At 67.7% G+C, this 24,842-nt stretch carries 21 protein-coding genes and 1 riboswitch; of the genes, 8 read left to right on the forward strand and 13 right to left on the reverse strand.

What is annotated here, in order from left to right; translation table 11 throughout:
- Nucleotides 1-230: 230 nt before the first annotated feature.
- The gene (locus AC07UH_RS18200) at nt 231-1,034 is read right to left on the reverse strand and encodes a helix-turn-helix domain-containing protein (protein ID WP_495181421.1); all 804 of its coding nucleotides are present in this window, start codon (nt 1,032-1,034) and stop codon (nt 231-233) included.
- A gap of 454 nt (nt 1,035-1,488) precedes the next feature.
- Nucleotides 1,489-2,454, reverse strand: coding sequence for a replication initiator protein A (locus AC07UH_RS18205; RefSeq protein ID WP_052075875.1), 966 nt, complete (start codon nt 2,452-2,454; stop codon nt 1,489-1,491).
- Between the two features lie 351 nt (nt 2,455-2,805).
- Nucleotides 2,806-2,895: riboswitch (glycine riboswitch) on the forward strand.
- Nucleotides 2,896-3,000: 105 nt separating this feature from the next.
- Here AC07UH_RS18205 and AC07UH_RS18210 point away from each other — a divergent pair.
- The 3 genes from AC07UH_RS18210 to rfbA all read left to right on the forward strand — a co-directional run bounded on the left by AC07UH_RS18210 (nt 3,001) and on the right by rfbA (nt 6,612).
- Nucleotides 3,001-4,428, forward strand: coding sequence for an L-serine ammonia-lyase (locus AC07UH_RS18210; RefSeq protein ID WP_495181422.1), 1,428 nt, complete (start codon nt 3,001-3,003; stop codon nt 4,426-4,428).
- A gap of 178 nt (nt 4,429-4,606) precedes the next feature.
- Complete coding sequence (rfbB, locus tag AC07UH_RS18215; protein ID WP_495181423.1) at nt 4,607-5,680, forward strand: dTDP-glucose 4,6-dehydratase; 1,074 nt, start codon at nt 4,607-4,609, stop codon at nt 5,678-5,680.
- Complete coding sequence (gene rfbA / locus AC07UH_RS18220; protein WP_495181424.1) at nt 5,677-6,612, forward strand: glucose-1-phosphate thymidylyltransferase RfbA; 936 nt, start codon at nt 5,677-5,679, stop codon at nt 6,610-6,612. Before rfbB ends, rfbA begins: the two co-directional genes overlap by 4 nt.
- A gap of 57 nt (nt 6,613-6,669) precedes the next feature.
- Here the strand turns inward: rfbA and galU are convergent, their stop codons facing one another.
- From galU to AC07UH_RS18235, 3 genes are all read right to left on the reverse strand, one after another.
- Nucleotides 6,670-7,542, reverse strand: coding sequence for a UTP--glucose-1-phosphate uridylyltransferase GalU (galU, locus tag AC07UH_RS18225; RefSeq protein WP_041394046.1), 873 nt, complete (start codon nt 7,540-7,542; stop codon nt 6,670-6,672).
- 141 nt (nt 7,543-7,683) lie between these two features.
- A complete protein-coding gene (locus AC07UH_RS18230) occupies nt 7,684-8,586 on the reverse strand; it encodes a hypothetical protein (protein WP_495181425.1) in 903 nt (300 codons plus the stop codon).
- Nucleotides 8,587-8,849: 263 nt separating this feature from the next.
- Nucleotides 8,850-9,788 carry a glycosyltransferase family 8 protein gene (locus tag AC07UH_RS18235; protein WP_495181426.1) on the reverse strand — a complete coding sequence of 313 codons (939 nt, stop codon included), beginning with the start codon at nt 9,786-9,788 and terminating at the stop codon, nt 8,850-8,852.
- 507 nt (nt 9,789-10,295) lie between these two features.
- Here AC07UH_RS18235 and AC07UH_RS18240 point away from each other — a divergent pair.
- From AC07UH_RS18240 to AC07UH_RS18260, 5 genes are all read left to right on the forward strand, one after another.
- A complete protein-coding gene (locus AC07UH_RS18240; protein ID WP_495181462.1) occupies nt 10,296-11,174 on the forward strand; it encodes a glycoside hydrolase family 16 protein in 879 nt (292 codons plus the stop codon).
- Between the two features lie 69 nt (nt 11,175-11,243).
- Nucleotides 11,244-12,374 carry a glycosyltransferase family 4 protein gene (locus AC07UH_RS18245; RefSeq protein ID WP_495181427.1) on the forward strand — a complete coding sequence of 377 codons (1,131 nt, stop codon included), beginning with the start codon at nt 11,244-11,246 and terminating at the stop codon, nt 12,372-12,374.
- A 257-nt stretch (nt 12,375-12,631) separates the two neighbouring features.
- Nucleotides 12,632-13,270 (forward strand): sugar transferase, encoded by a 639-nt coding sequence (locus tag AC07UH_RS18250; protein ID WP_495181428.1) that lies wholly within the window; start codon nt 12,632-12,634, stop codon nt 13,268-13,270.
- Nucleotides 13,271-13,313: 43 nt separating this feature from the next.
- A complete protein-coding gene (locus tag AC07UH_RS18255) occupies nt 13,314-14,429 on the forward strand; it encodes a glycosyltransferase family 4 protein (protein ID WP_495181429.1) in 1,116 nt (371 codons plus the stop codon).
- A 37-nt stretch (nt 14,430-14,466) separates the two neighbouring features.
- Nucleotides 14,467-15,339: a glycosyltransferase family 2 protein gene (locus tag AC07UH_RS18260; RefSeq protein WP_495181430.1), complete on the forward strand. Its 873-nt coding sequence runs from the start codon at nt 14,467-14,469 to the stop codon at nt 15,337-15,339.
- 17 nt (nt 15,340-15,356) lie between these two features.
- Here AC07UH_RS18260 and AC07UH_RS18265 read toward each other — a convergent pair whose 3' ends face one another.
- Genes AC07UH_RS18265 through AC07UH_RS18300 form a run of 8 tightly spaced genes read right to left on the reverse strand, consistent with a single transcriptional unit; the run spans nt 15,357 to nt 24,789 of the window.
- Nucleotides 15,357-16,565, reverse strand: coding sequence for a CDP-alcohol phosphatidyltransferase family protein (locus AC07UH_RS18265; RefSeq protein WP_495181431.1), 1,209 nt, complete (start codon nt 16,563-16,565; stop codon nt 15,357-15,359).
- A 59-nt stretch (nt 16,566-16,624) separates the two neighbouring features.
- A complete protein-coding gene (locus AC07UH_RS18270) occupies nt 16,625-17,767 on the reverse strand; it encodes a glycosyltransferase family 4 protein (protein WP_495181463.1) in 1,143 nt (380 codons plus the stop codon).
- A gap of 16 nt (nt 17,768-17,783) precedes the next feature.
- Nucleotides 17,784-18,947: a polysaccharide biosynthesis/export family protein gene (locus AC07UH_RS18275; RefSeq protein WP_495181432.1), complete on the reverse strand. Its 1,164-nt coding sequence runs from the start codon at nt 18,945-18,947 to the stop codon at nt 17,784-17,786.
- Nucleotides 18,947-20,239: a glycosyltransferase family 4 protein gene (locus tag AC07UH_RS18280; RefSeq protein WP_495181433.1), complete on the reverse strand. Its 1,293-nt coding sequence runs from the start codon at nt 20,237-20,239 to the stop codon at nt 18,947-18,949. The genes AC07UH_RS18275 and AC07UH_RS18280 overlap by 1 nt, the downstream gene beginning before the upstream one ends.
- Complete coding sequence (locus AC07UH_RS18285; RefSeq protein WP_495181434.1) at nt 20,236-21,627, reverse strand: ABC transporter ATP-binding protein; 1,392 nt, start codon at nt 21,625-21,627, stop codon at nt 20,236-20,238. Before AC07UH_RS18285 ends, AC07UH_RS18280 begins: the two co-directional genes overlap by 4 nt.
- Nucleotides 21,624-22,430, reverse strand: coding sequence for an ABC transporter permease (locus AC07UH_RS18290; RefSeq protein WP_495181435.1), 807 nt, complete (start codon nt 22,428-22,430; stop codon nt 21,624-21,626). The genes AC07UH_RS18285 and AC07UH_RS18290 overlap by 4 nt, the downstream gene beginning before the upstream one ends.
- A complete protein-coding gene (locus tag AC07UH_RS18295) occupies nt 22,427-23,524 on the reverse strand; it encodes a KpsE/RkpR family capsule polysaccharide export protein (RefSeq protein WP_495181436.1) in 1,098 nt (365 codons plus the stop codon). The genes AC07UH_RS18290 and AC07UH_RS18295 overlap by 4 nt, the downstream gene beginning before the upstream one ends.
- The gene (locus tag AC07UH_RS18300; RefSeq protein ID WP_495181437.1) at nt 23,524-24,789 is read right to left on the reverse strand and encodes a glycosyltransferase family 4 protein; all 1,266 of its coding nucleotides are present in this window, start codon (nt 24,787-24,789) and stop codon (nt 23,524-23,526) included. Before AC07UH_RS18300 ends, AC07UH_RS18295 begins: the two co-directional genes overlap by 1 nt.
- Between the last annotated feature and the right edge of the window lie 53 nt (nt 24,790-24,842).

Below are 24,842 nucleotides of genomic sequence, written 5' to 3' on the forward strand. Positions count from 1 at the left end.
CGACGAGCACGATACGGCCGTCGATCCGTCGACACCTCGACAGATCGACGCACGCTGCCAAAGGTGAGGATTACCGCCCTGAACCGCTTGCTCCTTCTAGGGAGCATGTGACGGCGTAGCCGGCACTCCGGTCTTTTCGTCTTATCGTCGGGTCGTTTTGGTTCGTCGTTTGTCCTTCCTCGTCGTCAGACGGCTGTGTTGGCCGTCTAGGCCAACCCTCTTGTTCTCATTCAAATGGAATCCATGAGCGGTTGCGGATGTTTTTGAGACTCGCACGCTGACGCCATATCCCGATCGATCGCCGCGCCGAGCGAGGCGAGCACCTTGCCCAGCATGCCGCCGACGCTGGCCGTGGCGCGCTCCCGGCAGGACAGGCTGGCCAGCATCCTCTCATGTGCCTCCGCCTCGACCGCGCGATGCTGCTCGTGATCGACCGGCAGCGGCGCCGGACGCATCCAGCGCGGCAGATAGGCGAGCACCCGCGCCGGCAGCAGCGGGCGATAGGCGTTGGAGGTCTGGCGATAGCGCGGCCCCTCCCCTTCCACCCGCTTGAACCGGCGCTGGCGGACGAGGAAGCCGCAGCGTTCGAGCGCGTGCAGCGCGCGGGCGACGGTCGCCCGGCCGAGCGCGGTCGCCTCGGCGAGCCAGTCATAGCTCGGATAGACGCGGCCCTGGTTGAGCCGGGCGAGCGTGCACAATTCCTCGAACACGCGCACCGCGGCCGCGGTCAGCCCGGCGATGCTGCGCTCGGTGGCGCTCAGCGTGCGGGTACCGGCGCGTTCCTCGCGGCGCAGGCGCCGACCGGCGTCGAGCGTGCGGCGGCAGGCGCGCAGCAGCCGGTCGGTCTCGCCGGGGGCGGGCGTCGCGAAGAACAGCTCCTCGAACGTCCCCGCCTCGATACTGTCGCGCAGCACCGGCGCACCGGTGCGGTGGGGTGCGCGAGTACGTGCCGGGGCCCGCGATCCAGCACGCAGCCCGTCGCCCGCCCGCGCGAGCACGCGGGCGCTCGCCTCCCCGAGGGTAAACGCCGTCATCTTCCATCCCCTTGCGGGGCCGGGACCGAGGACAAAAAAGACCGTGGCGCGAAACGCGCATCCTTGAACCGGAACGGGTTCGGAGCTATTCGGGAGACGTGAGCTGTTGAAAAGTCACCGATCGACGTTTGGCGACGCCGGTCTCTCGAATATTTCCTTGGGATGCCCGGCCTTCGTGCCGGGCTTTCCTTTATGTGGTCACGGCCACTCCATGAACATCGCCGCGGTCGACATGACCGCGCGTCATTCTTGTTGCAGCAATGATCCAACAGCGGAAGCGCTTACGATTCGTGCTTTCGAGTATTTAACCTGAAAAAAGTTCGTGCTTTCGAGTAGAATAGGCGTTTCTATTCGTGCTTTCGAGTAACAATGGCGCGCTGCCATTCGTGCTTTCGAGTAGGAATGCACCGCATTCATTCGTGCTTTCGAGTAACAATTCGCAGCCGCCGGCGAATCACCCGGCCGGATTGGTTCCCTCTGCCGCGGCCGATTCGACGATGGTGCGATGCTCGCTCAGCACCGCCTGCCCCGGCTGCGGCCGCGGCGTGATCACCACCCGGTTCTGCGGCGCCTTACGGCCACGACGCGGGGCGGCGCCCTCCTCCTCGGCCGCCTCGCTCTCGACCAGTTCGAGATGGTAATCGGGGATGCCGTCGGTCGCGACGATCTGCTTGAGCGCCGCCTTGAAGTTCGACAGCGGGTTCTGATAGCCGATCTGCAGGCGGAAGGTGGCGAGATCGAGGTCGAGCCCGCCCTCCTCGCAGGTCGAGCGCGCCACCTCGTAGATGCGCCGCTCGATCGGCCCGAGCTGGAAGTAAGCGGCGGCATAATCGAGCACGTGGCGATCGAGCAGGATCGCGCGGAACAGCCAGTCGCACAGCCGCACCTTGACCGCCTTCAGCCGCCGCTCCCCACTTTTCGTCTTGGAATAATGGAGTTTTGCTTCGGAAAGCCATGAGAAGAAGCCCTCCTCCCCCTCCCCGCCCGCTTCGATATTGGTCTTGATCTGCGTGCCCTGCAGCCGTTCCAGCGCCTCCGACAGCCGGCCGTAGGAGCGCGCGCTGTGGTTGGAGCCGGTGACCGAGAACAGATCGTGCGCGGTGAAGATGAAATCCTGCTCGACATGCTCGCCCGCCTCGAGCTTCGCCGCCATCAGGCTGGCGATATAGAGGACGATCTCCTTGTCGTAGATCGTCGCGACGCCGCTCGCCGAGGGGCGCACCTCGATCGACACGGTGGCGTGATCGTAGGTCAGCGGCTTCATCCAGGCGTTCTTGGACAGCGCGAAGAAGGGAAAGGCCATCAGCGACCGCTCGCCGCGGATCTCGCCGTGCAGCGGGCTGTCGAGCGTGAACAGGTCGCGGTGCGGCACGGTACCGGCGCTGGCGGACGGGCGGGTCGGGGCAGGGGAACGGGCCATGTTCATTTCCTACTCGAAAGCACGAACTTTTGGCACCCCACACGGGATTCCCGAGGGAAAATGGGCTTGGACGCCGCCCCATTCGTGCTTTCGAGTAGGAAATGGCGCGCGAGCGGCGGGTCTCGCCGGCCCATGGCGGGCTCCGGCAGGCGCGGACGCCGCGCCCGGCATCCGCCGTACGACAAGTCGGATTGTCGACATGTCTATGCCTCGACCCGATGGTGCCAAGTCGTTCGAATCCCTGCAGTGCCAGACGCGACGAGGTCGATCTGTCGACATGTCGATAGCTCGACAGGATGGAACGGGCGCGTGCGGCGCCCTTGACCGGTAGCGGGGCGATGATACCGTCCGCGACGTCGATCAGGGAGAGACCGGGCTGGCCCCGGCGCCGAAGGAGCAACCGCCCCGGAAACTCTCAGGCAGAAGGACCGATCGACGACGACATCTGGAGAGTGGCGCCAGCCGGTGCCCGCCGACGGGATAATGATCTCAGGCGCAAGGGACAGATGGGGCATGCAGGCCGGCAGCGACCGGCGGAAGGACCGCATGCACACCGATCCCGTCACCGCGCCGCTCGACCGCAACCTCGATCGCCCGATCAGCGTCGCCGAATTGTTCACGATCGGCATCGGCCCGTCGAGCTCGCATACCGTCGGCCCGATGCGCGCCGCCTTCGACTTCGGGCAGCGCGCGCTCGGACAGGGCGCCGGGCAGGGGGCAAGGCAGGGGATAGGGCAGGGGGCTCCGGTCGGCGTCACCTGTAATCTCTACGGCAGCCTCGCGCTCACCGGGCGCGGCCACGCCACCGACACCGCGACGATCCTCGGCCTCGGCGGCTGGGAGCCCGAGCGGCTCGATCCCGATGCCGCGCCGGCGATCCTCGCCGATATCCGCGACAACCGGCGGCTGACGCTCGCCGGCCGCCACGCCATCGTCTTCGCGCCCGACGACGTCGTCTTCCACCCGCGCGACTTCCTGCCCGAACATCCCAACGGCATGACCTTCACCGCCCGCTATGCTGATGGCGCGACCTATGCCGAGACCTATTTCTCGATCGGGGGCGGCGCGATCCTGCGCAAGGGCGAACGGCTCGCCGCGGGCAATGTCGCGGTGCGCCACCCGTTCGGCTCGGGCGCCGATCTGCTCGTGCTCGGCGATGCCACCGGCCTGTCGATCGCCGAGCTCGTTCGCGCCAATGAGGAGGCGTGGCGCAGCCCCGCGGAGACCGACGCCTTCCTCGACGCGGTCCGCGCCGCGATGAGCGCGTGCATCGACCGCGGCATCGCGCAGGAGGGCATATTGCCCGGCGGCCTCAAGGTGCGGCGCCGCGCTCGCGTGATCCAGCAGGGCCTCACCGGCGACGCGCCCGGCCGCAACCCCGCCGAGGTGTTCGAATGGGTCAGCCTGTGGGCGCTCGCGGTCAACGAGGAGAATGCCGCCGGTGGCCGGGTGGTCACCGCGCCGACCAACGGCGCGGCCGGCGTGCTGCCCGCGGTGCTGCGCTTCTACGAGACGCTGATCGAGGGCGCCGACGACGAGGGCGCGCGCCGCTTCCTGCTCACCGCCGCGGCGATCGGCATGCTCTACAAGAAACGCGCGTCGATCTCGGCCGCGGAGATGGGGTGCCAGGGGGAGGTCGGGGTCGCCTGTTCGATGGCAGCGGGGGCGCTTGCCGCAGTGCTCGGCGGCAGCAACCGCCAGATCGAGAATGCCGCGGAGATCGGCATGGAGCACAATCTCGGCCTCACCTGCGACCCGATCGGCGGCCTGGTGCAGATCCCGTGCATCGAGCGCAACACGATGGGCGCGGTGAAGGCGATCAACGCCGCCTATCTCGCGCTGCGCGGCGACGGCAGCCACGTCGTCAGCCTCGACGCGGTGATCGAGACGATGCGCCAGACCGGCGAGGACATGCGCTCGAAATACAAGGAGACGAGCCTCGGCGGGCTGGCGGTCAACGTGGTGGAATGTTGACGTGTCGGGGTGTTGGGGTGTCGGCGTGTCGACAGCCCTATATTCAAGCGTGGCACGACTTGAGCAGAATGCACATCGACAAACCTAATCGTCGATTCCTATGCAATCCGACATGTCGACACGGCGACATGTCGTAGCCTAGATATGCCTGTTAACCCTTTGCAGCTAGGCACAAGCCATGCGTATTCTCGTCACCGGGGGAGCCGGCTTCATCGGCTCGGCGTTGGTCCGCCACCTGATCTGCAACACCGGGCACGAGGTGCTGAACCTCGATGCGCTGACCTATGCCGGTACGCTGACCGCCCTCGCGCCGATCGCCGACGATCCCCGCTATCGTTTCGTCCATGCCGACGTGTGCGATGCGGCGGCGGTCCGCACCGCGATCCACGACTTCCGCCCGGACGTGATCACCCATCTGGCCGCCGAGAGCCATGTCGACCGATCGATCGATGGCCCTGGCGCCTTCATACAAACCAACGTCGTCGGCACCTTCACGATGCTTACCGCCGCGCGTGCCTATTGGCAGGACCTGTCACAAACCGAGCGCGCGGCGTTCCGCTTTCATCACATTTCGACCGACGAGGTGTTCGGTTCGTTGGGGCCTAGCGGCGCATTCACCGAAGAGACGCCCTATGACCCGCGCTCGCCCTATTCGGCGTCAAAGGCGGCATCCGATCATCTGGTCAGTGCCTGGGGCCATACGTATGACCTGCCGGTGCTCGTCACCAATTGCTCGAACAACTACGGCCCCTATCATTTTCCCGAAAAGATGATCCCGTTGATGATCGTCAAGGCCTTGGCGGGAGAGACCTTGCCCGTCTACGGGCGCGGCGAGAATGTGCGCGACTGGCTGTTCGTCGAGGATCACGTCCGCGCATTGCAAGCGGTGTTCGAACGTGGCGTCCCGGGGCGCCGCTACAATATCGGCGGCAGCGCCGAGCGACGGAATATCGACGTGGTCGAAACACTCTGTGCGACGCTTGATCGACTGCGGCCGCGCGAGAAGGGGGGCTCCTACGCCGAACAGATCGGCTTCGTCGCCGATCGTCCGGGTCACGATCAGCGCTATGCGATCGACGCTACCCGCATCCACGCTGAACTGGGCTGGGTGCCACAGGAGAGTTTCGAAAGCGGCCTGGAGAAGACGATCCGCTGGTATCTCGACAACGCAGCTTGGTGGCAGCCACTGGTCGATAGGCAAGCGGCAGACGTGCGACGCGGGCTGAATGGACAAATGGAGCGTTCGGCATGAAGGGCATCATTCTCGCCGGCGGCACCGGCACGCGGCTCCATCCCGCAACGTTGGTCGTCAACAAGCAGTTGCTGCCGGTCTACGACAAGCCAATGATCTATTACCCGCTATCTGCGCTGATGCTCGCGGGCATCCGCGAGATCTTGATCATCTCGAGTCCCGAATATCTATCGCATTATCGAACACTGTTCGGTAATGGGTCTCGGCTTGGCCTACAGATTGCCTATGCCGAGCAGCAACGTCCCGAAGGCCTGCCCCAGGCGTTTACCATTGGCCGCGAGTGGATTGCAGGCAAGCCGGTTACACTGATTCTTGGCGACAATATCTTCTTCGGCAATGGTTTGGGACCAATGCTGCGGCGGGCGGTCGCCCGTGCGGAGGCAGGCAAGGGCGGTGCGACGATCTTTTCGTATCGGGTGGAGGATCCCCAACGCTACGGCGTCATCGCCTTCGACGCGGACGGTCGCGCTGTTTCCATCGAGGAGAAGCCGGAACGCCCGCGCTCCAACCATGCGATCACCGGGCTTTACGTCTTTGATGCCCAAGTTTGCGATCATACCGTCGGCCTAACCCCTTCACCACGCGGGGAGCTGGAAATCACCGATCTGGCGCGTCGCTATATGGAGGCCGGCACGCTCCATGTCGAACCGATGGGCAGAGGCTTCGCCTGGCTCGACACCGGCACCCACGACAGCCTGCTGGAGGCGGCCGAATTCGTCCGCACCATTCAGCATCGCCAAGGCATCCAGATCGCCTGCTTGGAGGAGATCGCTTTCCTGCAAGGATTCATCACGGCCGAGGCAGCCGCGGAACAGGGCAGGGCGCTTGCCAAAACAGCCTATGGTCGCGCGATCCTGACGGCGATCGAAGAGGAAGCGTACGCGCCGCTACCGTTTGGCGAACGCCGCGCCGATGACAGACGCAGAGGCTAAGCCGGAAAACACATGATCGACAGGCCGACATGTCTACACGTCGGCCTGTCGATCATCTTACTTGGCGAGCAGACCCTCGGCGAAGCTGCGCACGCTCGGACCGATGTCAGCGCGGGCGAGGGCGAGGGCGAGATTGGCCTGGATATAGCCCGCCTTGTCGCCGCAATCGTAGCGCTCGCCGTCGAAGGTGAAGCCGTGGAACGGCTGCTGGCCGATCAGCTGCGCCATCGCGTCGGTGAGCTGGATCTCGCCGCCCGCACCCTTTTCCTGGCTCTCGAGGATGCGCATCACCTCGGGCTGGAGGATGTAGCGGCCGGGGATCATCAGATTGGACGGCGCGCTGCCCTGCTTGGGCTTCTCGACCAGCGCCTTCACCTCGGTGAGGCGGCCATCGATCGCGCCGGGCGAGATGATGCCGTATTTGTCGGTCTCGCTGTCGGCGACCTCGAGCGCACCGACGATATTGCCGCCGACCTGATTATAGGCCTCGACCATCTGCGCGATGAAGCCGGGCTTGCCGACCATCAGCTCGTCGGGGAGCAGCACCGCGAACGGCTCGTCGCCGACGATCTCGCGCGCGCACCATACTGCATGGCCGAGGCCGAGCGGCTCCTGCTGGCGGACGTAGACCGGCGAGCCCGGCTTCTGGCGGATGCCCTCGATGACGCTGAGCGACTTGCCGCGCGCGCGCATCGTGTCCTCGAGCTCGTAGGAAATGTCGAAATGGTCCTCGAGCGCGCCCTTGCCGCGGCCGGTGACGAAGATGATCTGCTCTATCCCCGCCTCGAGCGCTTCCTCGACCGCATATTGGATCAGCGGCTTGTCGACGACGGTCAGCATCTCCTTGGGCATCGCCTTGGTCGCGGGAAGGAACCGCGTGCCGAGCCCGGCTACCGGAAACACCGCTTTGCGTACGCGCTTGATCGTCATGACTGGTCCCATCGATTGCTGTGGAGGCGGTCGAGACCACCCGTCGCCCGGGGGTCTAGAATGTTATGAAGACAGAAGAAATACAGTCATCCACCCATTCGTACCGGATCGGTCGCGACCCGGCGCCGGCGGGATGCCGGTTCAGCGCAGCCGGCCGGCGGCATCGTGCGCGAGCAGGCCGCGGACCTCCTCGGCATAGGCCGGGCGACGCATCCATTGATGGCGGATATGGTCGAAGGTGCGGCGGAACGCCCTGGGCGTCGGCGTCCGGAAGGGCAAGGTCAGCAGCGCCAAAACGCGCCAGGCAAGTCCCCAGCGGCCGACCCTTTGTCCCGCAGCGGTCACGCCCGAGGTAGCGACCAGGCTCGGCCAGGGCATCGTGAAATGGCCCAGCGCCGCGTCGATATCCGATTCATAGCCGCGGTTGATGAAGCCGTTCGCCTCCTTCAGCGCGCCGACCGGGCGGGTGTGGCGGATCGGGATGGCGTCGACGATCGCGAAGCGCCGGTCCTCGGGCGGCAGCGCGCTGCCCCAGACCAGGTCGATGCCGCTTTCCCAGCCGTAGTCGAACAGCGGCGCGACCTCACGCAGCGCGCGCGCGGCGAAAAAGGGCGCCATCATCTCGATGTAATTCACCTCGCGGAAGGTGAAGGACGGATTGCGCGCGGTGCCGGCATAGGTGAAATAGCTGTCCCAGGTCAGGCTCGGCTGGAAGATCGTGAACCCTTCCGCCGCGCCGAGCGCGAACAGCCGGCTGAGACTGTCGGCATCGGTGTCGATGTCGTCGTCGATCAGCGCGACATAGTCATATTGGGCGATGAAATCGCTGTTGTCGGACAGCGTCGCACGCCAGCCCTGGACCTTGGTGCCGGGGATGAAGCGGTGGAACGTGCCCGCCGCGTCGAGCGGGCGGCTGTTGGGATCGAAGGAGGCGACGAGCAGATCGAAGTCGCGCGCGGAAGCCGGCGCGAGCCAGCGCTCGTGCAGACTTTTCGGTCCCGCCCGCGTGATGACCAGATTTTTCGAATGTGCCGGGCCAAGCATCAATGGGCAGTCCTGGAATGCATGATGCTCCCGTGTCTCCGCAGGGCGTACGTCGCGGCAATTCCGCCGGGGTCGGGCGCTTTATCGGCGTCGGGTAGCGCATTTCATCGTATCAATCCAGCATCCTGACGCATGCCAACCGTCCCACTTAAGCATTCCGGCGGGACGATGGCCGCATTGCCACACTGCACGGCGAATTGTGTGATATGATTGCTGAACAGTCGCGTCTTCGCCATGGCCGCATCGTCTTGCCGGTGCGGCGATCAGACCGCGGCCTGCAATTCCAGCCGGCGGATATGATCCAGCAACTCAGGCTCGTTCCACAGCCGCCGTTCGAGATAGGATTTGGCGATCTGCTTGACTTTGTAGGCGGCGCGCCGGCGCAGATCTAGCGCCGCACAATATTCTCTGATCTCGGGGAACTCGCGGGCGATGGCGAGATAGGGCTTGTGCCACGACCGTCCCCACGGCGCATAAGCGCCCTGCCACGGGCGTGGATTAGACATGAAATGGACGATCGCCGGGGGCGCAATGGTGTCGATGCCGTAACCAAGTACGAACCCCGGGAAATTCCACCGGATCGAGGCGTAATCACGGCGCCCGTCGGTGACCCGGTTGATGATCGTCTGATCCTCGAAGTGCAGCGCGCTCGACGCTTCACCGATCTGCGCCAGCGCGTCGCGCGAGATTGCCGCCCAGCTCGCCCGGTTGACCCGGAACACGCCGCTGTTGACGTAATTCTCGCCAAATGCGGTGATCTCATCCTCGAAATCGCCGCGCAGCCGGGCGATGCCGCTGAGATAGATCATCGGGTCGCGCACCGCGCACAGCCCGCCGTCCTGCGGCTGGAAGTCGAGCAGCGGGGTCAGGTCGCCGACGACCTGCGTATCGCCGTCGAGATAGAGGATCTCCGCATAGTCGGCCGGCAGCAGCTGATCGAGGAACAGGCGTGCGTTCATGATGTGCAGATCGCCGAGGAAGGCCGGGTCCTCCCAGCGATACGCAATCCCCTTGGCGGCGCAGACATGCGCGATGCGGCGGCTTTCCTCACCCGGTTCGCGGGTCAGATCGTAGACGATGACGTCCCAATGCGCCGGCGAAAACTGCCGCGCCTGTATTGCGCTGACCAGCGATTGGAACAGATACCCCTGGTTCGCTATGTAGCAAATGCACGATCGCGGCGGGGAAGAATTGACAGTCACGTAAATTCCTTTGCGGCCACTCTGTGTGACGGACGACCGACCGCCGTCAATACGTTCGTGGAACCGATGTCCGTGCCGCGCCGCTGGTGACATTTTTCGCAGTCACTCAAGACGCTAGCCTCCTCCCTCAGTGCAACCGGCATAACGGATGTCGCGACCCGCGGTAAGGGAGGGAAGGGAACGACGTGGCTCATCGAGCCATCATATTGGCGTATTATTTTCCGCGGCCGGCGGGAGATAGCGGATAGGTCAATTCTCCTGTGCCAAAATCGGACGCGGGGCGCGATGGGTAGCGCCGGACCGCGGACTGGCTTAAAGAAAGTCTGACCGCTGCGTTAACCGTCGGATCGACTGGCGCGGTGGTGCGTAGACGCGCGGCGCACCGGACGGTGGCGCCGACCGCGACGACGATGCGGCGTATCGAGGTTGCCAGCCGGGCAAGAGACCCGGCGATGGCCCGCAAAGGGCCGGCACGCTGCTCCCCAACGATGGAAGGCAAAGGTGGCTATGATCCCATTCCTGCCCAGGACCCGCATCGACCGCACGCGTTCGGTCCGTACGCACGCCGAGCGCAGCCGCCTGCTGTCGGCCGGCATGACCGGCTGCGCGGCGCTGACGCTGGCCACCACCGCCGCCTGTACGCCGCTGCCCAGATGCGCCGCGACGATCGATTTGCGCCAGTATCGCCAGACCTTCGACGAACCGTTCGACACGCTCGACGTCTCCGCGCGCGGCCCGGGCACGCGCTGGACCGCGCATACGCCGTGGAACGGCGATTTCGGCTCCTCGACCTTCGTCGACCCGCAGCCGGGCTTCCCCTTCTCGGTCCGCGACGGTCTGCTGACCATCCACATGAAGCGCGACGCGCAGGGTAAATGGCATTCGGGACTGTTGTCGTCGAGCGACGCACAGGGCCGCGGCTTCCTGCAGCGCACCGGCTATTTCGAGATGCGCGCGATCCTGCCCAAGGGCGACGGAGTCTGGCCGGCGTTCTGGCTCGGCTCGCTCGGCAAGAAGGGCGAGACGACGCCGGAGATCGACGTGCTCGAACATTACGGCCGCGATCCCGCCACCTTCCTCGCCACCACGCATCTGTGGACCGACGGCAAGAGCCGCGACCAGGGCCCCAAGGTGGTGCGGGTGCCGCCGGATTCGCTGACCACGGGGATGCATCGCTATGGCGTCAGCGTCGAGAAGGATGCGATCAACGTCTTCCTCGACGGCCGCTCGGTCGCGTGTTTCGCGTCGGCCCCCGAGTATCTGAAACCCAAGATGCTGCTCCTCAACCTGGGCGCGGGTGGCGGCTGGCCGATCGACAAGATGCCCGACGATCGCGCGATGACGGTCGATTACGTGCGCGCCTACGTCAAACGCCCCCGCCCGTGAGCTCCGTCAGTGATTTGCAATGTCGCGATGGTAAGTTCGCTGCCAAGAGATTGAGATAGGACGATGATCATGAAGGTTCATGTCCACCTGGCCTATGGCTTCGGCGAGGATCGGTGGGGTCGCAGGTTCGACAGCGGTGAGCTGATCGGCGTCAACGAACGCGACCCTTATGGCTATCGCCATGCCATGCCGATGGTCGAGGCGATGACCAAGTCGGTCGATCATCCCGAAGGCCGATTGGGCCGGCTGGTGCGGCTCGGGCTGCGCGCCGTGCTCGGCTTCGATATCCTGCACGCCTGGCGCAACCGCCGGGCGATGCGCGCGGCCGATGTCGTCTGGACGCACACTGAATCGCAGCATCTCGCGGTCAGCCAGGTGTTCGCGCTGCAGCGGCTCACGCCGGCGGAGCGGCCCAAGCTGCTCGCGCAGAGCGTCTGGCTGATGGATGGCTGGGACCGGTTGTCGGGTCTGCGCCGTGCCTATTACCGCCGGCTGATGCGCAGTGCCGACATGCTCACCTTCCATTCGCAGGAAAATCTCGAAATGGCGCGCCAGCGCCTCGCCGACCGGCCGAGCGAATTGGTGCTGTTCGGGATCAACGCGAGCGAGCAGACGCCGCCCGTGCGCGGTCAGGCGGGCGATCCGCAGCGGATCATCGCGGTCGGCAACGACGTGCATCGCGACTGGCCGACACTGATCCAGGCGGTGGCGCGCCATCCCGACTGGCGGCTGCGCATCGTCTCGACCAAATGTCCCGCGGCGCTCGCCGAGGGGATCGCCAACGTCGAGATCGCCGGGGTCGACAATAACGACGACCTCAAGGCGCTGTATCGTCAGGCGACGATCGCGATCGTGCCGCTGTCGCCCAACGCCCATGCCTCGGGGATCACCGTCCTGCAGGAGGCGGCGCTCAACGGCGTCGCCGCGATCGCCAGCGACGTCGGCGGGCTGCGCGATTATTTCGATGCAGATGCGGTCACTTATTATGCCAGCGGCGATGTCGACGGGCTCGAGCAGGCGATCGACAAGCTCTTGTCGGACCCCGAGAAGCGCTACGCCCAGGCGGTCGCCGCGCAGCGCCGGATGGGACCGGACGGGCTCAGTTCCTACGCCTTCGCACGCCGCCATGTCGAGATTTCCCAATCACTTGTCGGTGAGACTCGATCGCCTGCCGGGCGTCGGCAAGCGGCGGTCGCATGATTGGGCACGGGACCGCGCATTTCCCGACATGAGACGGGCCGCATCGGCCATCTGTGCCGATCTGGGCACACTTGTGATGGAATTATCTACCGTTATCAGGATGGTATGATGTAGCGCCGGCAAAACCGGCCATGATGCCGAGTGGCGCGCGAATTATTTCGGCGGTATTAACCTTACCGCAACGGGCGCGGTGCGATTGGGCTGGTGAAGGGGTTGTCGTTATGTATCTAACCCAGGAAAGGGGCGGTGAACCGCGCGTGTCCGATCGCCCATCCGAAAATCACGTCAACGAATTGATCCTGCGTCTGCTGGATCTTGTCGTTGGCATCATCGCCATCATCGTCTTCGCTCCTTTGCTGATCGGTCTGGCGATCGCGATCTATGCTAGCGATCCCGGACCGCTGATCTTCGCGCAGCCGCGGATCGGGCGGAACGGGCGCGAATTCCGCTGCCTCAAGTTCCGCACCATGGTGGTCGACGCGACCGACCGGCTCGAGCAATTGCTCGCCAACGATCCCGCCGCGCGCGCCGAATGGGCGCGCGACCACAAATTGCGCAACGACCCGCGCATCACCCCGCTCGGCCGCTTCCTGCGCAAGAGCAGCCTCGACGAGCTGCCGCAGTTCTTCAACCTGATCAACGGCACGATGAGCATCGTCGGACCGCGGCCGATCGTGAACGCCGAAGTGGTCCGCTACGGCCGCCGCTTCCAGGATTATTGCCGGGTGCGGCCGGGCATCACCGGCCTGTGGCAGGTCAGCGGGCGCAGCGACACGACCTACCGGCGCCGCGTCGCGCTCGACGTCGCTTATTCGAAACATCGTTCGCTCGGGCTTAATATCAAGATCATGATGATGACGGTGCCTGCGGTGCTGGCGGCCAAGGGCAGCCGCTAGAGCCGCGACGGACGCGAAAAGGGGGAACGGATTGCGCAAGGACATGACCGGCGGACCCGCGGGGGCGGGGCGGCTGCTCGTCAACGGGCGGTTCCTCTATGCCCGGCCGACCGGCGTCCAGCGCGTCGCCACCGCCTTGCTCCACCAATTGGGCGCGCGCCGCGACGAGCTGCTGCGCCTGTTCCCCGCCGGGGTGCAGGTCGAGGCGCCGCGCGGCGATGCCGCGGCGACGATCGCGGGCCTGCCGGTGCATCAGGCCGGTCGTCGCGGCGGCCAGATCTGGGAACAGTTCACGCTGCCGCGGCAGGGGAGGGGCGACGTCATCCTGTCGCTCTCCAACGTCGGGCCGCTCGCCGCGGCGCGCGGCATCACGATGATCCACGACGCGCAGGTCTATACCGCGCCGCAATCCTATTCGTCCGCCTTCGTGCGCTGGTATCGCTTCCTGCTGCCGCGGCTCGGCCGCCGCAACCTGCAGATCCTGACCGTCTCGCATTTCTCCAAGCAGCAGCTCGTCGATCACAAGGTCGCGCGCGCCGAGACGATCACGGTGATCCCCAACGGCGTCGACCATATCCTCGGCTTCGCCAGCGATGCCGGCGCCGTCCGCCGCCTCGGTCTCACCGAGCGCCGCTATGTCGTCGCGCTGGCGACGACGCAGCCGCACAAGAACATCGCGGTGCTGCTGCGCGCCTTCGCCGACGGCGCGATGGGCGACGTCCGGCTGGTGCTGCTCGGCAAGGCGAGCGCCGACGAGATGCGCGCTGCCTATCCCTTCCTGCCCGACGACGTGCTGTTCACCGGCATGATCGACGACGGCGAGCTGCGCGGCTTGCTCGAGACCGCTTTGTGCTTCGCGATGCCCTCGACGACCGAGGGCTTCGGCCTGCCGCCGCTCGAAGCGATGATCCTCGGCACCCCGGCGGTCGTCGCGCCATGCGGCGCGCTGCCCGAGGCCTGCGGGGAGGGGGCGCTCTACGCCGACCCCGACCAGCCCGACGCATGGCGGACGCAGATCCGCAGCCTGCGCGACGATCCCGCGTTGCGCGCGCGGATGAGCGAGGCCGGCGCGGCGCAGGCCGCCACCTTCACCTGGGCGCGCGCAGGCGACCTGCTGGTCGACGCGCTGCGCCGCTGCCTGCCGGGGCAGCGCGCATGAGCCCGCACACCCTGTTTGGCCAGTCAAGGAACGCCCGATGAAGGTCGCCATCGTCATCGCCAGCGTCGGCCGCCCGGTCGAGCTCGCCCGCTGGGTCGACCACGCCCGCCGCCAGACGCTGACGCCGAGCGAGATCATCTTCTCGATCGCCTCGGACGCCGACATTCCGGCGGGCTTCGCCGATCCGTCGGTCAAGGTGCTGCGCGGGCCGAAGGGCTCGTGCCACCAGCGCAATTCGGGGCTCGATGCGCTGACCAGCGCGCCAGACGTGGTCGCCTTCTTCGACGACGATTACGTGCCGAGCCGGCGCTGCATCGAGGGGATCGCCGCGGTGTTTACGGCGCATCCCGATCTGGTCGGCACCAGCGGGCAGCTGCTCGCCGACGGCATCCATAGCGCCGGCGTCGACTACGAGACGGCGACGACGATGGTCGAGGCCTATGATGCCGAGAATCCGCCGATCGATACCACGCTGATCAAGGCCATGGGCACCTATGGCTGCAACATGGCGTTCCGCTGCGCGGCGATCGGCGACGTCCGCTTCGACGAGAAGCTGCCGCTCTATGCGTGGCAGGAGGATGTCGACTTCTCACGGCGGTTGCGCAGCCGCGGCCGCGTGGAACGCACGCATGGCTTCGTCGGGGTGCACCAGGGGGTCAAGGGCGGTCGCAGCCCGGGTATGCGCCTCGGCTATTCGCAGGTCGCCAACCCGCTCTATCTCATCCGCAAGGGGACCATGGCGCCAAGCGACGCCTTGTGGCTGATGATGCGCAACGTCGGCAGCAACCACGTCAAGGCGTTCACCCCCGAGCCGTGGGTCGATCGCAAGGGCCGCGTCGCGGGCAATTGGCGCGCGGTGAAGGACCTGCTGACCGGCAAGCTGCGCCCGGACCGGATCCTCGACTTCTAGGGACGGCGAGCGGCGGCTCAGTCGCTGCGGATGGCCGTGCCGCTCTGCGGGAAAGCGAGGCTGGCCGGGGCGAGGGCGCAGGGCTCGGCGCGTCGTGCCGCCGCGACCATGGTCATGCCGCCCCGCGTCGTCCGCTTCAGCCTGTACAGGACCAGCGCGGTTACCGAAAACCAGCCCAGAGCGATCACCGCGAAGGCGATGAGCAAGATGTCGGTGAGCCCCGCGACGATCATCAGCGCACAGGCCGCGGCGAAGAAATCCCGCATCGTCAGATGAATGAAGAATTCGGTAAGCCGCGACGTGCGTCGGCCGTTGCGCAGCTGGCGTTTGATGACGTCGAAGTTCATCGCCTCGCCCATCGCGCTCGCATGTCTGCCGATCAGCAGGAGGCCGGCGGCCAGCGTGACCAGTGCGATGCCGCCCGCAACCGCGCTCGTCACGTCGCCGGCCATGGCGACATTGACGGTCACGCCGGTGATGAACGCCAGGTTGGTGAAGGCATCGATGACGCTGTCCAGCGTCGCGCCGAGTTCCGACGTGCGATAGGTCGCGCGCGCGATCTCGCCGTCGACGCCGTCGAAGATCGAGGCGGCCTGGAACAGCAAGGCCCCCAGGATCAGCCCGGTACCGTCGCCGAGGAACAGGGCGAACGCCATCGCCAGACCCAGCAGAGCGGTGCCGAGGCTGGCATGGAACGGGGTGACGGCCGGGATACGCAGTAACTGATGACTGATCGCCCGCGAGATCGGGCGGTTGATGTAGCGGGACACGATGCCGTCGCCGCCCTTGCCGGTCGCGGCGAGCACGTCGCGGCTCGCGCGGCGGAGCAGCCTGAAGGCCGCCGCCTGCGGCAGGAGCGCGGACGACAGCGATACCCGGTCCTTGACGCAGGCGTCGAACAGCGCCGGGAGCACGTTCTCGCGCCCGGGACCGCTATGCCGTTGCGCCAATGCAGCGACGAACGTCTCGCCGCGCACCGTCAGCCTCTCGTCGTCCGAAGGTACGATCGCGAAACCGAGCCGGAGATCCGGCGCCAGACGCCGGCATTCCGCCAGCAGCGCGTCGCCGGGCACCCATGGTTCGTCGACGACGATCGAACACCGGCGGATGCCGTCCTGCTGCGCGATCCCGGCGATCGCCTGCGCGGCGCGGGCCGCGGCGGGAATGCCGGCGACGCGATATTCCGCGGTCGCCGCACTCGAAAAGACAAGGATGATCTGGGGCAAATCGCTCGTTCCCGCTGGTGCGTCGCTGGGTTGACGGAACGGCGGCAGCAAAACCTTGGTCAAAAGCGCCGGACCGGGGCGTCTGCCAGCAATTGGCGGTAGAGCGTCAGATTGGCCGCGGCGAAATTACGCCAGCGCAGCGCCCGCGCCCGCGTCAGGCCGGCGGCCCGCATCCGTTCGGCGCGAGCGGGCGAACGCACCACCGCCAGCAGCCGGTCGGCGATCGACCCGATGTCGTGCGGATCGGCAAGCAGCGCCGCACCCCCCGCGACCTCCGGCATCGACGAAGTCATGCTGGTGACGACCGGGCAGCCGCTCGCCATCGCCTCGGCGACGGGATTGCCGAAGCCTTCGGCGAAGGAGGGATGCAGCAGCACCCGTGCGGCGCCGTACAGCGTCACCAGCGCATCGCTGTCGACGACGGGGAGGAAGTGGACCCGCTCGCCGATACCGAGCGCCCGCGCCAGGCTTTCGAGCCGTACCCGCCCCGCACCACGCCGCTGCACCATGACAAGATCGATGCCGCGATCGTCGGCGAAGGCGGCGGCAAAGCCGCGCATCGCGCCTTCGTGGTTCTTGTACGGCGCGTCCTGTCCGACGGTCAGCACGAAGGGGCGCCCGGGTACCAAGCCCAGCGCCGCCAGCGCCGCAGGGTCCGGTGCGACCGGCCGGAAATGATCGGAGACGCCCGACAGCGTCACCGTCGTTCGCGCCGCCACGTCCGGATCATAAGCGGCGAGCTGCGTCGCGGTCGCCGTGCTGATCGCCGCGATCGCATCGGCAGTGCGGATCGCGCGGCGCAGGCCGTGGCCGTAGAAGAGCCGCTCCACTTCGCCGCGCAGGCCGGTACGGCACCAGGCGGGATGCGTCAGCCGCATGATGTCGTGGATCGTCACGAGGCAGGGCATCGGCAGGCCCGCCGGCATGATGTTGAAGGTGGCGTGGAACAGGTCGACCTGCGACAGATCGACCACCTCGGGCAGCCACCACATCGTCGCCGGACCATTGGCCGCCTGCCACACCCGCTGCTCGACCACGTTGGGCGCGTCGCTCAGCCGGCCGCGATGCGCGGGGTGGCGCAGCAGCAGGAAGCGCAGGTCCGGCGCCAGCGCCGGCACGTGGTCGATCAGGCCGCGCACCACCTCGGCGATGCCGCTCGGCCGGGGACCGATATAGCGGCAGTCGATACAGATCGTCGGCATCGGCACGGGGCGGCGCTCATTGCACCGCGTTGTTGATGCCGGTGACCGAGAAGGCGGCGCTCGACACGATGTTGAGGAATTTCTGGAGATCGGCGATCGGCGCGTTCGAGACGTAGAGCACGTCGCGGTCGCGGATGCCGAAATCCTGCGCGGTGAAGAAGGACGCGCCCTGACCGAGGTCGAGCCGGTAGACGACCGGCACCAGCCCCTCGGCGGTGCGCCGCGCCGTCCGCGCCATCTCGGGATCGAGCACCTCGGGATGTTCGAGGCGGAAGACGAAGACGCTGCGCACGTCGGCGCGATCGTCGCGCAGCCCGCCGATCCGGCCGAGCGCCTGCGCCAGCGAGATACCGCCGCCCTCGAACGGCACTTCGGCATTCTGGCCGACCGCCCCCAGCGCGATGAAACTATAGGGCTGGAAGATCGCGGTGATGACGTCGCCGGCCTGCAACATGACGTTCTGCGTCGGATCGCGGACGATCGCGTCGAGCGGCATCGCCGCGGTGCGGCCGGCGCGGGTGAGCTGGATGGTCGTCTTGGCGACGGGCTGGCGCGACCCGCCCGAGGCGGCGAGCGCGTCGAGAAGGCGTTCGCCGCGCGGGGTCAGCGGCATGCGGCGGGTCGCGCCGACCTCGCCCATCACCGTCACCGCACGACTGTCGTTCTGCGCCAGCCGCACGATCGCCTGCGGGCTGTGCGCGCGCCCCGCCAGCCGCGCGACGATCGTACGCGCGACCGCCTGCGGGGTCGATCCGCGCACCGCGACGCTGCCGACGAACGGGATGGTGATCGTGCCGTCCTCGCCGACCACCTGTTGCGGGATGCCGGCGCTCTGCGCGATGGCGCTGCCGATATTGGCGCCGGGGGGCGTCGCGCCGAACAGCACCGCGGGCGGCGCCTCCCAGATCGCGATGTCGAGGACGTCGCCGACGCCGATCACCGTGCTGGTCGGCGCGACCACGCCGAACACGTCGGCGAACCGCTGCGCGCGGGCGAAGGCGGCCGCGCGTCGCGCCGTCGCCTCGTCGAGCGGCACGACGCTGATGCCGCGGTCCGCCGCGGTGCCGGGCCGGGCGGCACGGCCGATCGCCTTGGCGGAGGGGCCGGAGCCGCCGATCGTCGAACAGCCGGTCGCGAGCAGCAGGAGGAACGCGGCCGACAGGCGCGGCGTGATGGGCATCAGAGGAACCTCTCGTAGAGCGCGGCGAGGCGCGCCCGGTAACGGTCGGGAGAGAAGAGCGCGGCCTGGACGAGGCCGCGGCGCGCGAGATCGGCACGCAGATCGGCATCGGCGTCGAGCGCGCGCAGCCCGGCACCGATCGCTGCGGTGTCATAGGGATCGACCGCGAGCGCGGCCTCGCCCGCCACCTCGGGCAGCGACGAGGTGTTCGAGCAGAGCACCGGCGTGCCGAGCAGCATCGCCTCGAGCACCGGCAGGCCGAACCCTTCGTAGAGCGAGGGGAAGAGCGCCGCCTTGGCGCCGCGGATCAGGCTGACGAGCAGGCCGAACGGCGCATAGGGAAGCTGGATGATGCGGCCGCGGCGCACGTCGCCCTTGGCGGGCCTGCCGTTGGCGAGCGCGTCGAGCAGGCGCAATTCGCCCTCGGCGCGCCAGGCGCGGGCACCGACGATGACGAGCGGCGTCGTCAGTCCGCTCGCCATATAGGCCTCGACGATGCGGCCGATGTTCTTCTTGGGCTCGATCGAGCCCCAGAACAGGAAATAGTCCTTGTAGCCCGCGCCGATCGCGCCCTCGACCTCGCGCGCGACCTGCTCTTCCGGCGTGTCGAGATAGCGGGCGGGGATGTCGACCGCCTGATAGGTGTTGGTGATCCGCTCGGGCGCGATGCCGGTCAGCTCGATGATGTCGCGGCGCGAGCATTCGGAAACGGTGACGAGATGATCCGCGGTGCGCGCGATCGTCCGCAGCAGCGCGAGATAGCGGCGCTTGTCGTCGAGCGTCGTATAGGGCAGCCGCAGCGGCACGAGATCGTGCAGCGTGAACAGATTGGCCGCACCCGGCACGCGCAGCGGCAAGGGATAGGTCCAATGCGCGAGGTCGGGCTGCACCGGCAGGCGGACCGCGGTGGTCCGCCCCCAGGCGTGGAAGCGCCCGTTGGCGCGGCGGAACACGTCGGTGGCATTGTAGAGCGTGTCGTAATGCGGCAGCCGCGCGCCGAACTGGCGCGTCACCACCCGCCCGGTCACCGGCACCGCCGCGGCGCGCGAGGCCAGCGGCGACAACAGGCCGGCAAGGTCGCGCAGGCGGCCCTGCCGCTTGGCGGTGCCGCTGTCGAAGAAGCCGATCTCGCGCAGCAGGGGCTCGCGCGCCGCCAGCCCCTGATGGCCGTAGAGCACCGAGGTGCGATGCCCGAGCCGCCCGACCTCGTAGCTGAGGTTGCGCGCATAGGTGGCGACGCCGGTGCCCTTCTCCAGCCCGAGATTGTAGCCGTCGATCAGGACGTGTTTCATGCGAATGCCCGTTGGGTGGCGGGCCAGTCGCGGAACGCGCCCGCCGCGGCCGCGGCCGGCCATAACGGCGCGTCGGTCGGCAGCGTCGCGACGACGGTCGCGCCGTCGGCCGGGGAAAGATGTGCGAAGGCGAGGACGCGGATCGTCTCGATGTCGATATCGGCCGCATCCGGAACGGCGTCGGCGGCATCGGCGAAGCGCGGATCGGCGATCATCGCCGCGGCGAGCGCGTCGCAGCTGGCGTAACGGCGCAGCAGTGCGACCATCTCGGTGTCCGCGACCGTCGCGCCGGGCCACAGCAGCCATGTCAATGCGTCGACGTCGGGACGGCCGGGCACCTGCGTAGCCGCCGCGCCCTTGCGATAGGGATGGATCGGCCAGGCGGCGGGCTCGGCGCCGCCCTGCGCGACGACGAAGCGGAGATGCTCGACGACGTCCGCGGCGGGTTCGCCGAGCGCGCAGGCGGTGCGGTACGAGGCTTCGGCGCGCGCGAAATGCCCGCCCTCCTTGGCGACATGCGCATGCTGCACCCAATAGGAGCGCTGATAGGGATGGAGCGCGAGCGCGGCGGCATAACGCTCCTCCGCCGCGGCCCAGTCGCGCGCGTCGCGGCGCCAGTCGCCCTCGCGCACGAGCAGCCGGAAACGGTCGTCGGCGAGCGCGCGATGCTGCGCGACCTCGATCAGCGCGGTGCGGTCGACCGCCGCGGCGCGATCGATCGCCGGCGCGGCGACGAGGCCGATCGCCTCGCGGAACCGGTCGTAGGCCTCGTCGAAATCGTCGAACAGCGCGAGCCGGCCGCCGTGCAGCAGCGCGAAGCGGTTGCAATGGTCGCGCAGATAGCCGGGATCGTGGCTGATCAGCACCATCGCGCGATCGCCGCGCTTGCCGAACAATTCGTGGTTGCAGCGATCGTGGAAGCGCGCGTCGCCGACCGCGCCGATCTCGTCGATCAGGAAACAGTCGAACTCGATGATCATCGAGATGGCGAAGGCGAGCCGCGCCCGCATGCCCGAGGAATAGCTGCGCACCGGTTCGTGCAGATAGGCGCCGAGTTCCGAAAAATCGGCGACGAAGGCGAGGTTGCGCTGGAAATCCTGCGCGTAGATGCGGCTGATAAAGCGGATGTTGTCGATCCCCGACAGCGTCGGCTGGAACGCCCCGCCAAAGGCGAGCGGCCACGACACCGACATGCCACGCTCGACGCGCCCCGAGGTCGGCCGCTCGGCGCCGCTGATGAGGCGGACCATCGTCGACTTGCCCGCGCCGTTGCGCCCCAGCACGCCGAGCCGTTCGCCCATCGCCAGCTCGAAGCCGACGCCGTCGAGCACGACATTGTCGCCCGAGCGGGTGTGGTAGACCTTGCGGACGTCGGTCAGCCGGATCATTCGGGCACCACGCGGCGCGCCACCCATTGCGTGGTGAACAGCGCGACGAAGGTCAGCACCAGGCAGAACGGCAGCACGTAGCCGAGGTCGTAATGGGCGTGGACGCGCGACCCGAAATAGCCCTCGCGGACGATCTCGGTGCCGTGCACCATCGGAATGTAGAGCACGTATTTCTGCGCCGCGGCGGGCAGGGCATCGACGAGGAACGCCGAACCCGACAACGGGAAGATCAGATATGAGGCGGGGTGCCAGAGCTTGTCGACGAGCTCGCTCTCGTGGCTGAGCGCACCCAGCGTGATCGCCAGCGCCGCGCCGAACCAGGCGATGAGCAGCCAGCCGCCGACCACCTCGAGGATGTTCTTGGGCGGATCGATCCAGCCGAGCACGATGAACAATACGCTCAAGCCGGCAAAGGACATCGACGCCCCGCCGAATTCGAGCGCGACGCGCGCGACATAGATGTCGAGCACGCGGATGTTGCGGTGGTAGAGCAGCGACAAATTGCTCCACAGCGCGCCGATGCAGCGGCCCGGCATGTTGCGCCAGAGGAGCACGCTGGAATAGCCGGTCAGCGCGAAGGCGACGATCGGCAGGTTGCTGCCGTGATAGGCCTTGGCCGCGGTCCACAAGGCGGCGACGCCGAGCGTGAACAGCATCGGTTCGACGAACAGCCACAGGAAGCCGATATTGTGCCGGCCATAGCGGGTCAGCATCTCGCGCAGCAGCAGCGCGACGAGGACGCGGCCCTGAACGCGCAGGCTGTCGCGCAGCGGCGGACGGGCGAGAGGGGCGGCGGGGGTCATCCCTCGCGATGCTCGCGCACGCCGGCGAGCAGGATGGTGAGGATGCCCCAGGCGAGCAGGCCGAGCACCAGCACCGCCAGAATTCCGCCCAGCCGCCGCGGCCGGATCGGATAATCGGGCAGGCTGGGCGGCGCGATCCGCTCGACATAGGCGCGTTTGCGGCGGGCCTCGGCATGCGCGTCCTGCAACGAGATCAGCGTCGCGGCGAGCTGTTTGGCGGCCAGTTCGCTGTCGAGCTGCAGCACCTGGTAACGGGCGGCCGCGGCGGACAGCGAATTGCGACCGCCGGCGACCCCCGAGCGGCGCTGCGCAATCTCCTTCTGCAACCCTTCGATCTGGGTGCGCAGATAGGGGATCTGCGGCGCGGCCGGGGTGAACGCCTCCATCTGCTGCAATTGCGTGCGGGCGGAGACGAGCTCGTCGTCGAGCTTGGCGATGCCCTGAAGCCGCGCCTCGGCCTCCTTCTCGGGATCGATGATGCCGGCGCGGTTGCGATAGGCGGCGAGCCGCACCGCGGCGGTGCGCGCGCGCTCCTGCGCGTCGCGCGCGTCGGTTTCGGCGACGGTCAGCGCGTCGGACCGCGCCCGGGTGGAGAGGCGGTTGACCAACGCCTCCGAGCGTTCGAGCAGGCGTTCGTTGATCGCCCGCGCCGCGACCGGATCGAAGGCGCTGACGCTGAGGTGGAGGACCTGCGTCGTGGTGTCGGGCTCGACCTCGACCTTGCCGAGATAATAATCGAAGAAGCGTTCGCGATTGGCGGGCAGCAGGCCGCCGAACCGGTCGAACAGGAATACCGACCCCGCGGTATAGGCGCGGGTCAGCAGACCGTCGCGATCGGCATCGGCCAGCGCGCCGCGCGATTCCAGATACTCCACCACCGCATTGCTTTCCTCGGTGGCGCCGCTGAGGCCGCTGCCGCTGAGCACCTGGCCGAGCGAGGTGACCGCCGCCTTGCTCGGGCTGCGCACGACAAAGCGCGCCTCCGAGACGAAGACGTCGCTGGCGAACAGCGCGAAGTACAGCGTCGCCAGGACCGTCGGCACCACCACCAGCGCGAGGAACAACGGCGACGGGCGCGTGAATGTGGACGACACTAGTTGGCGGTTCCCAGATTGATGTGACAGCCGGCGGGCACCGGACGGCCGGTCCCGGGGCGAAGGTCGGCGGCCGGGCGGGCGAGGGCCGTCATCCAGGGCGCGACCTGGTCGAAATGATCGTCCCAGCTCGGCGGGCAATAGCCGCGCAGCGCATCGATCCGGCGCTGCCGCTGCGCCGCGGCGCGATCGAAGGCGACGATCCGCGCCGCCCAGCCGGCGACATCGTGCGGATCGAGCAGGCACGGAATGCCCTGGCCGACTTCGCGGAAACACGGCAGGTCGCTGGCGATCACCGGCACGCCCATCGCCAGCGCCTCGGCCATCGGCAGGCCAAACCCTTCCGCCAGCGAAGGCATCAGGACCGCACGCGCGCCGCGCATCAGTGAGGCGAGCGTGGCGTCGTCGCAATCCTCGACGATCTCGATCAGGCCGCCGGCCATCTGCGACGCGGCGAGGGCGTCGCGCAGTGCGGCGACCCCGGTGCCCCATCGCCCGACGATGACCAGCCGTGGCGGCATGCTGCCGGCGGTCGCGCGCATGCGGTCCCAGACCCTGCGCAGCAGATCGTGGTTCTTGCGGCTCTCGATCGTGCCGACGCACAGGAAATAATCACCGTCGGCCGGTGGCGGCGCATCGCGGGGCAGCGCGGCCCCCGCCAGCGGCGCGAGCGCGACGGGCGGGCAGGGGAGGCGCAGCCGCGCCGCATGCGCGTGCAGGTCGCGCGCCACCGCGGCGCTGCCGACGATGATCCCGGCGCCGTGGCGCAGCGCCGCGGCGACGCGATCCGTATGCCGCCTGACGGCGTGGGGCCGGCAATGGTCCGGGTGCAGGATCGGGATGAGGTCGTGGACGAGGTAGACGGCGCGCAGGCCGTGGCGCGCGATCCAGCGGACATGCGCCGGCAGGTCATAGTCGGTATGGGAGACGTTGAGGTAGAGGCCGCCCGGACGGGGCCGACGCGGCCGTGCCAGTGCCGCGGCGAGATGCAGCGCCAGCCGATGCCGGATGCCGCGGCGACGACCGCCGGCCAGCAGCGCGAACAGCCGGCGCGACGCCGATCGGCCGAACACGCGGATGACGCCGCGATGCTGCACCACCGCGCGGGCCTGCGGCGCGAAATAGTGCAGATAGGCAAGGCAGATCCGGTCGATCCCGTTGGCCGGGCGCCCGGTCCAGCGCAGCGCCACCAGACGCGTCACGTCGAGCAGGACGGGCGCCTCGCCTGTCGCCGCGCTGGGGAAGCCTGGAGTGACCGCATTCATCCTGAGACAGACGGAGGCGCCGCGTCCCGACCTTGGTGGCCCCGCGAATTTTT

Source organism: Sphingomonas sp. GW821-FHT04B01, from assembly GCF_059420425.1.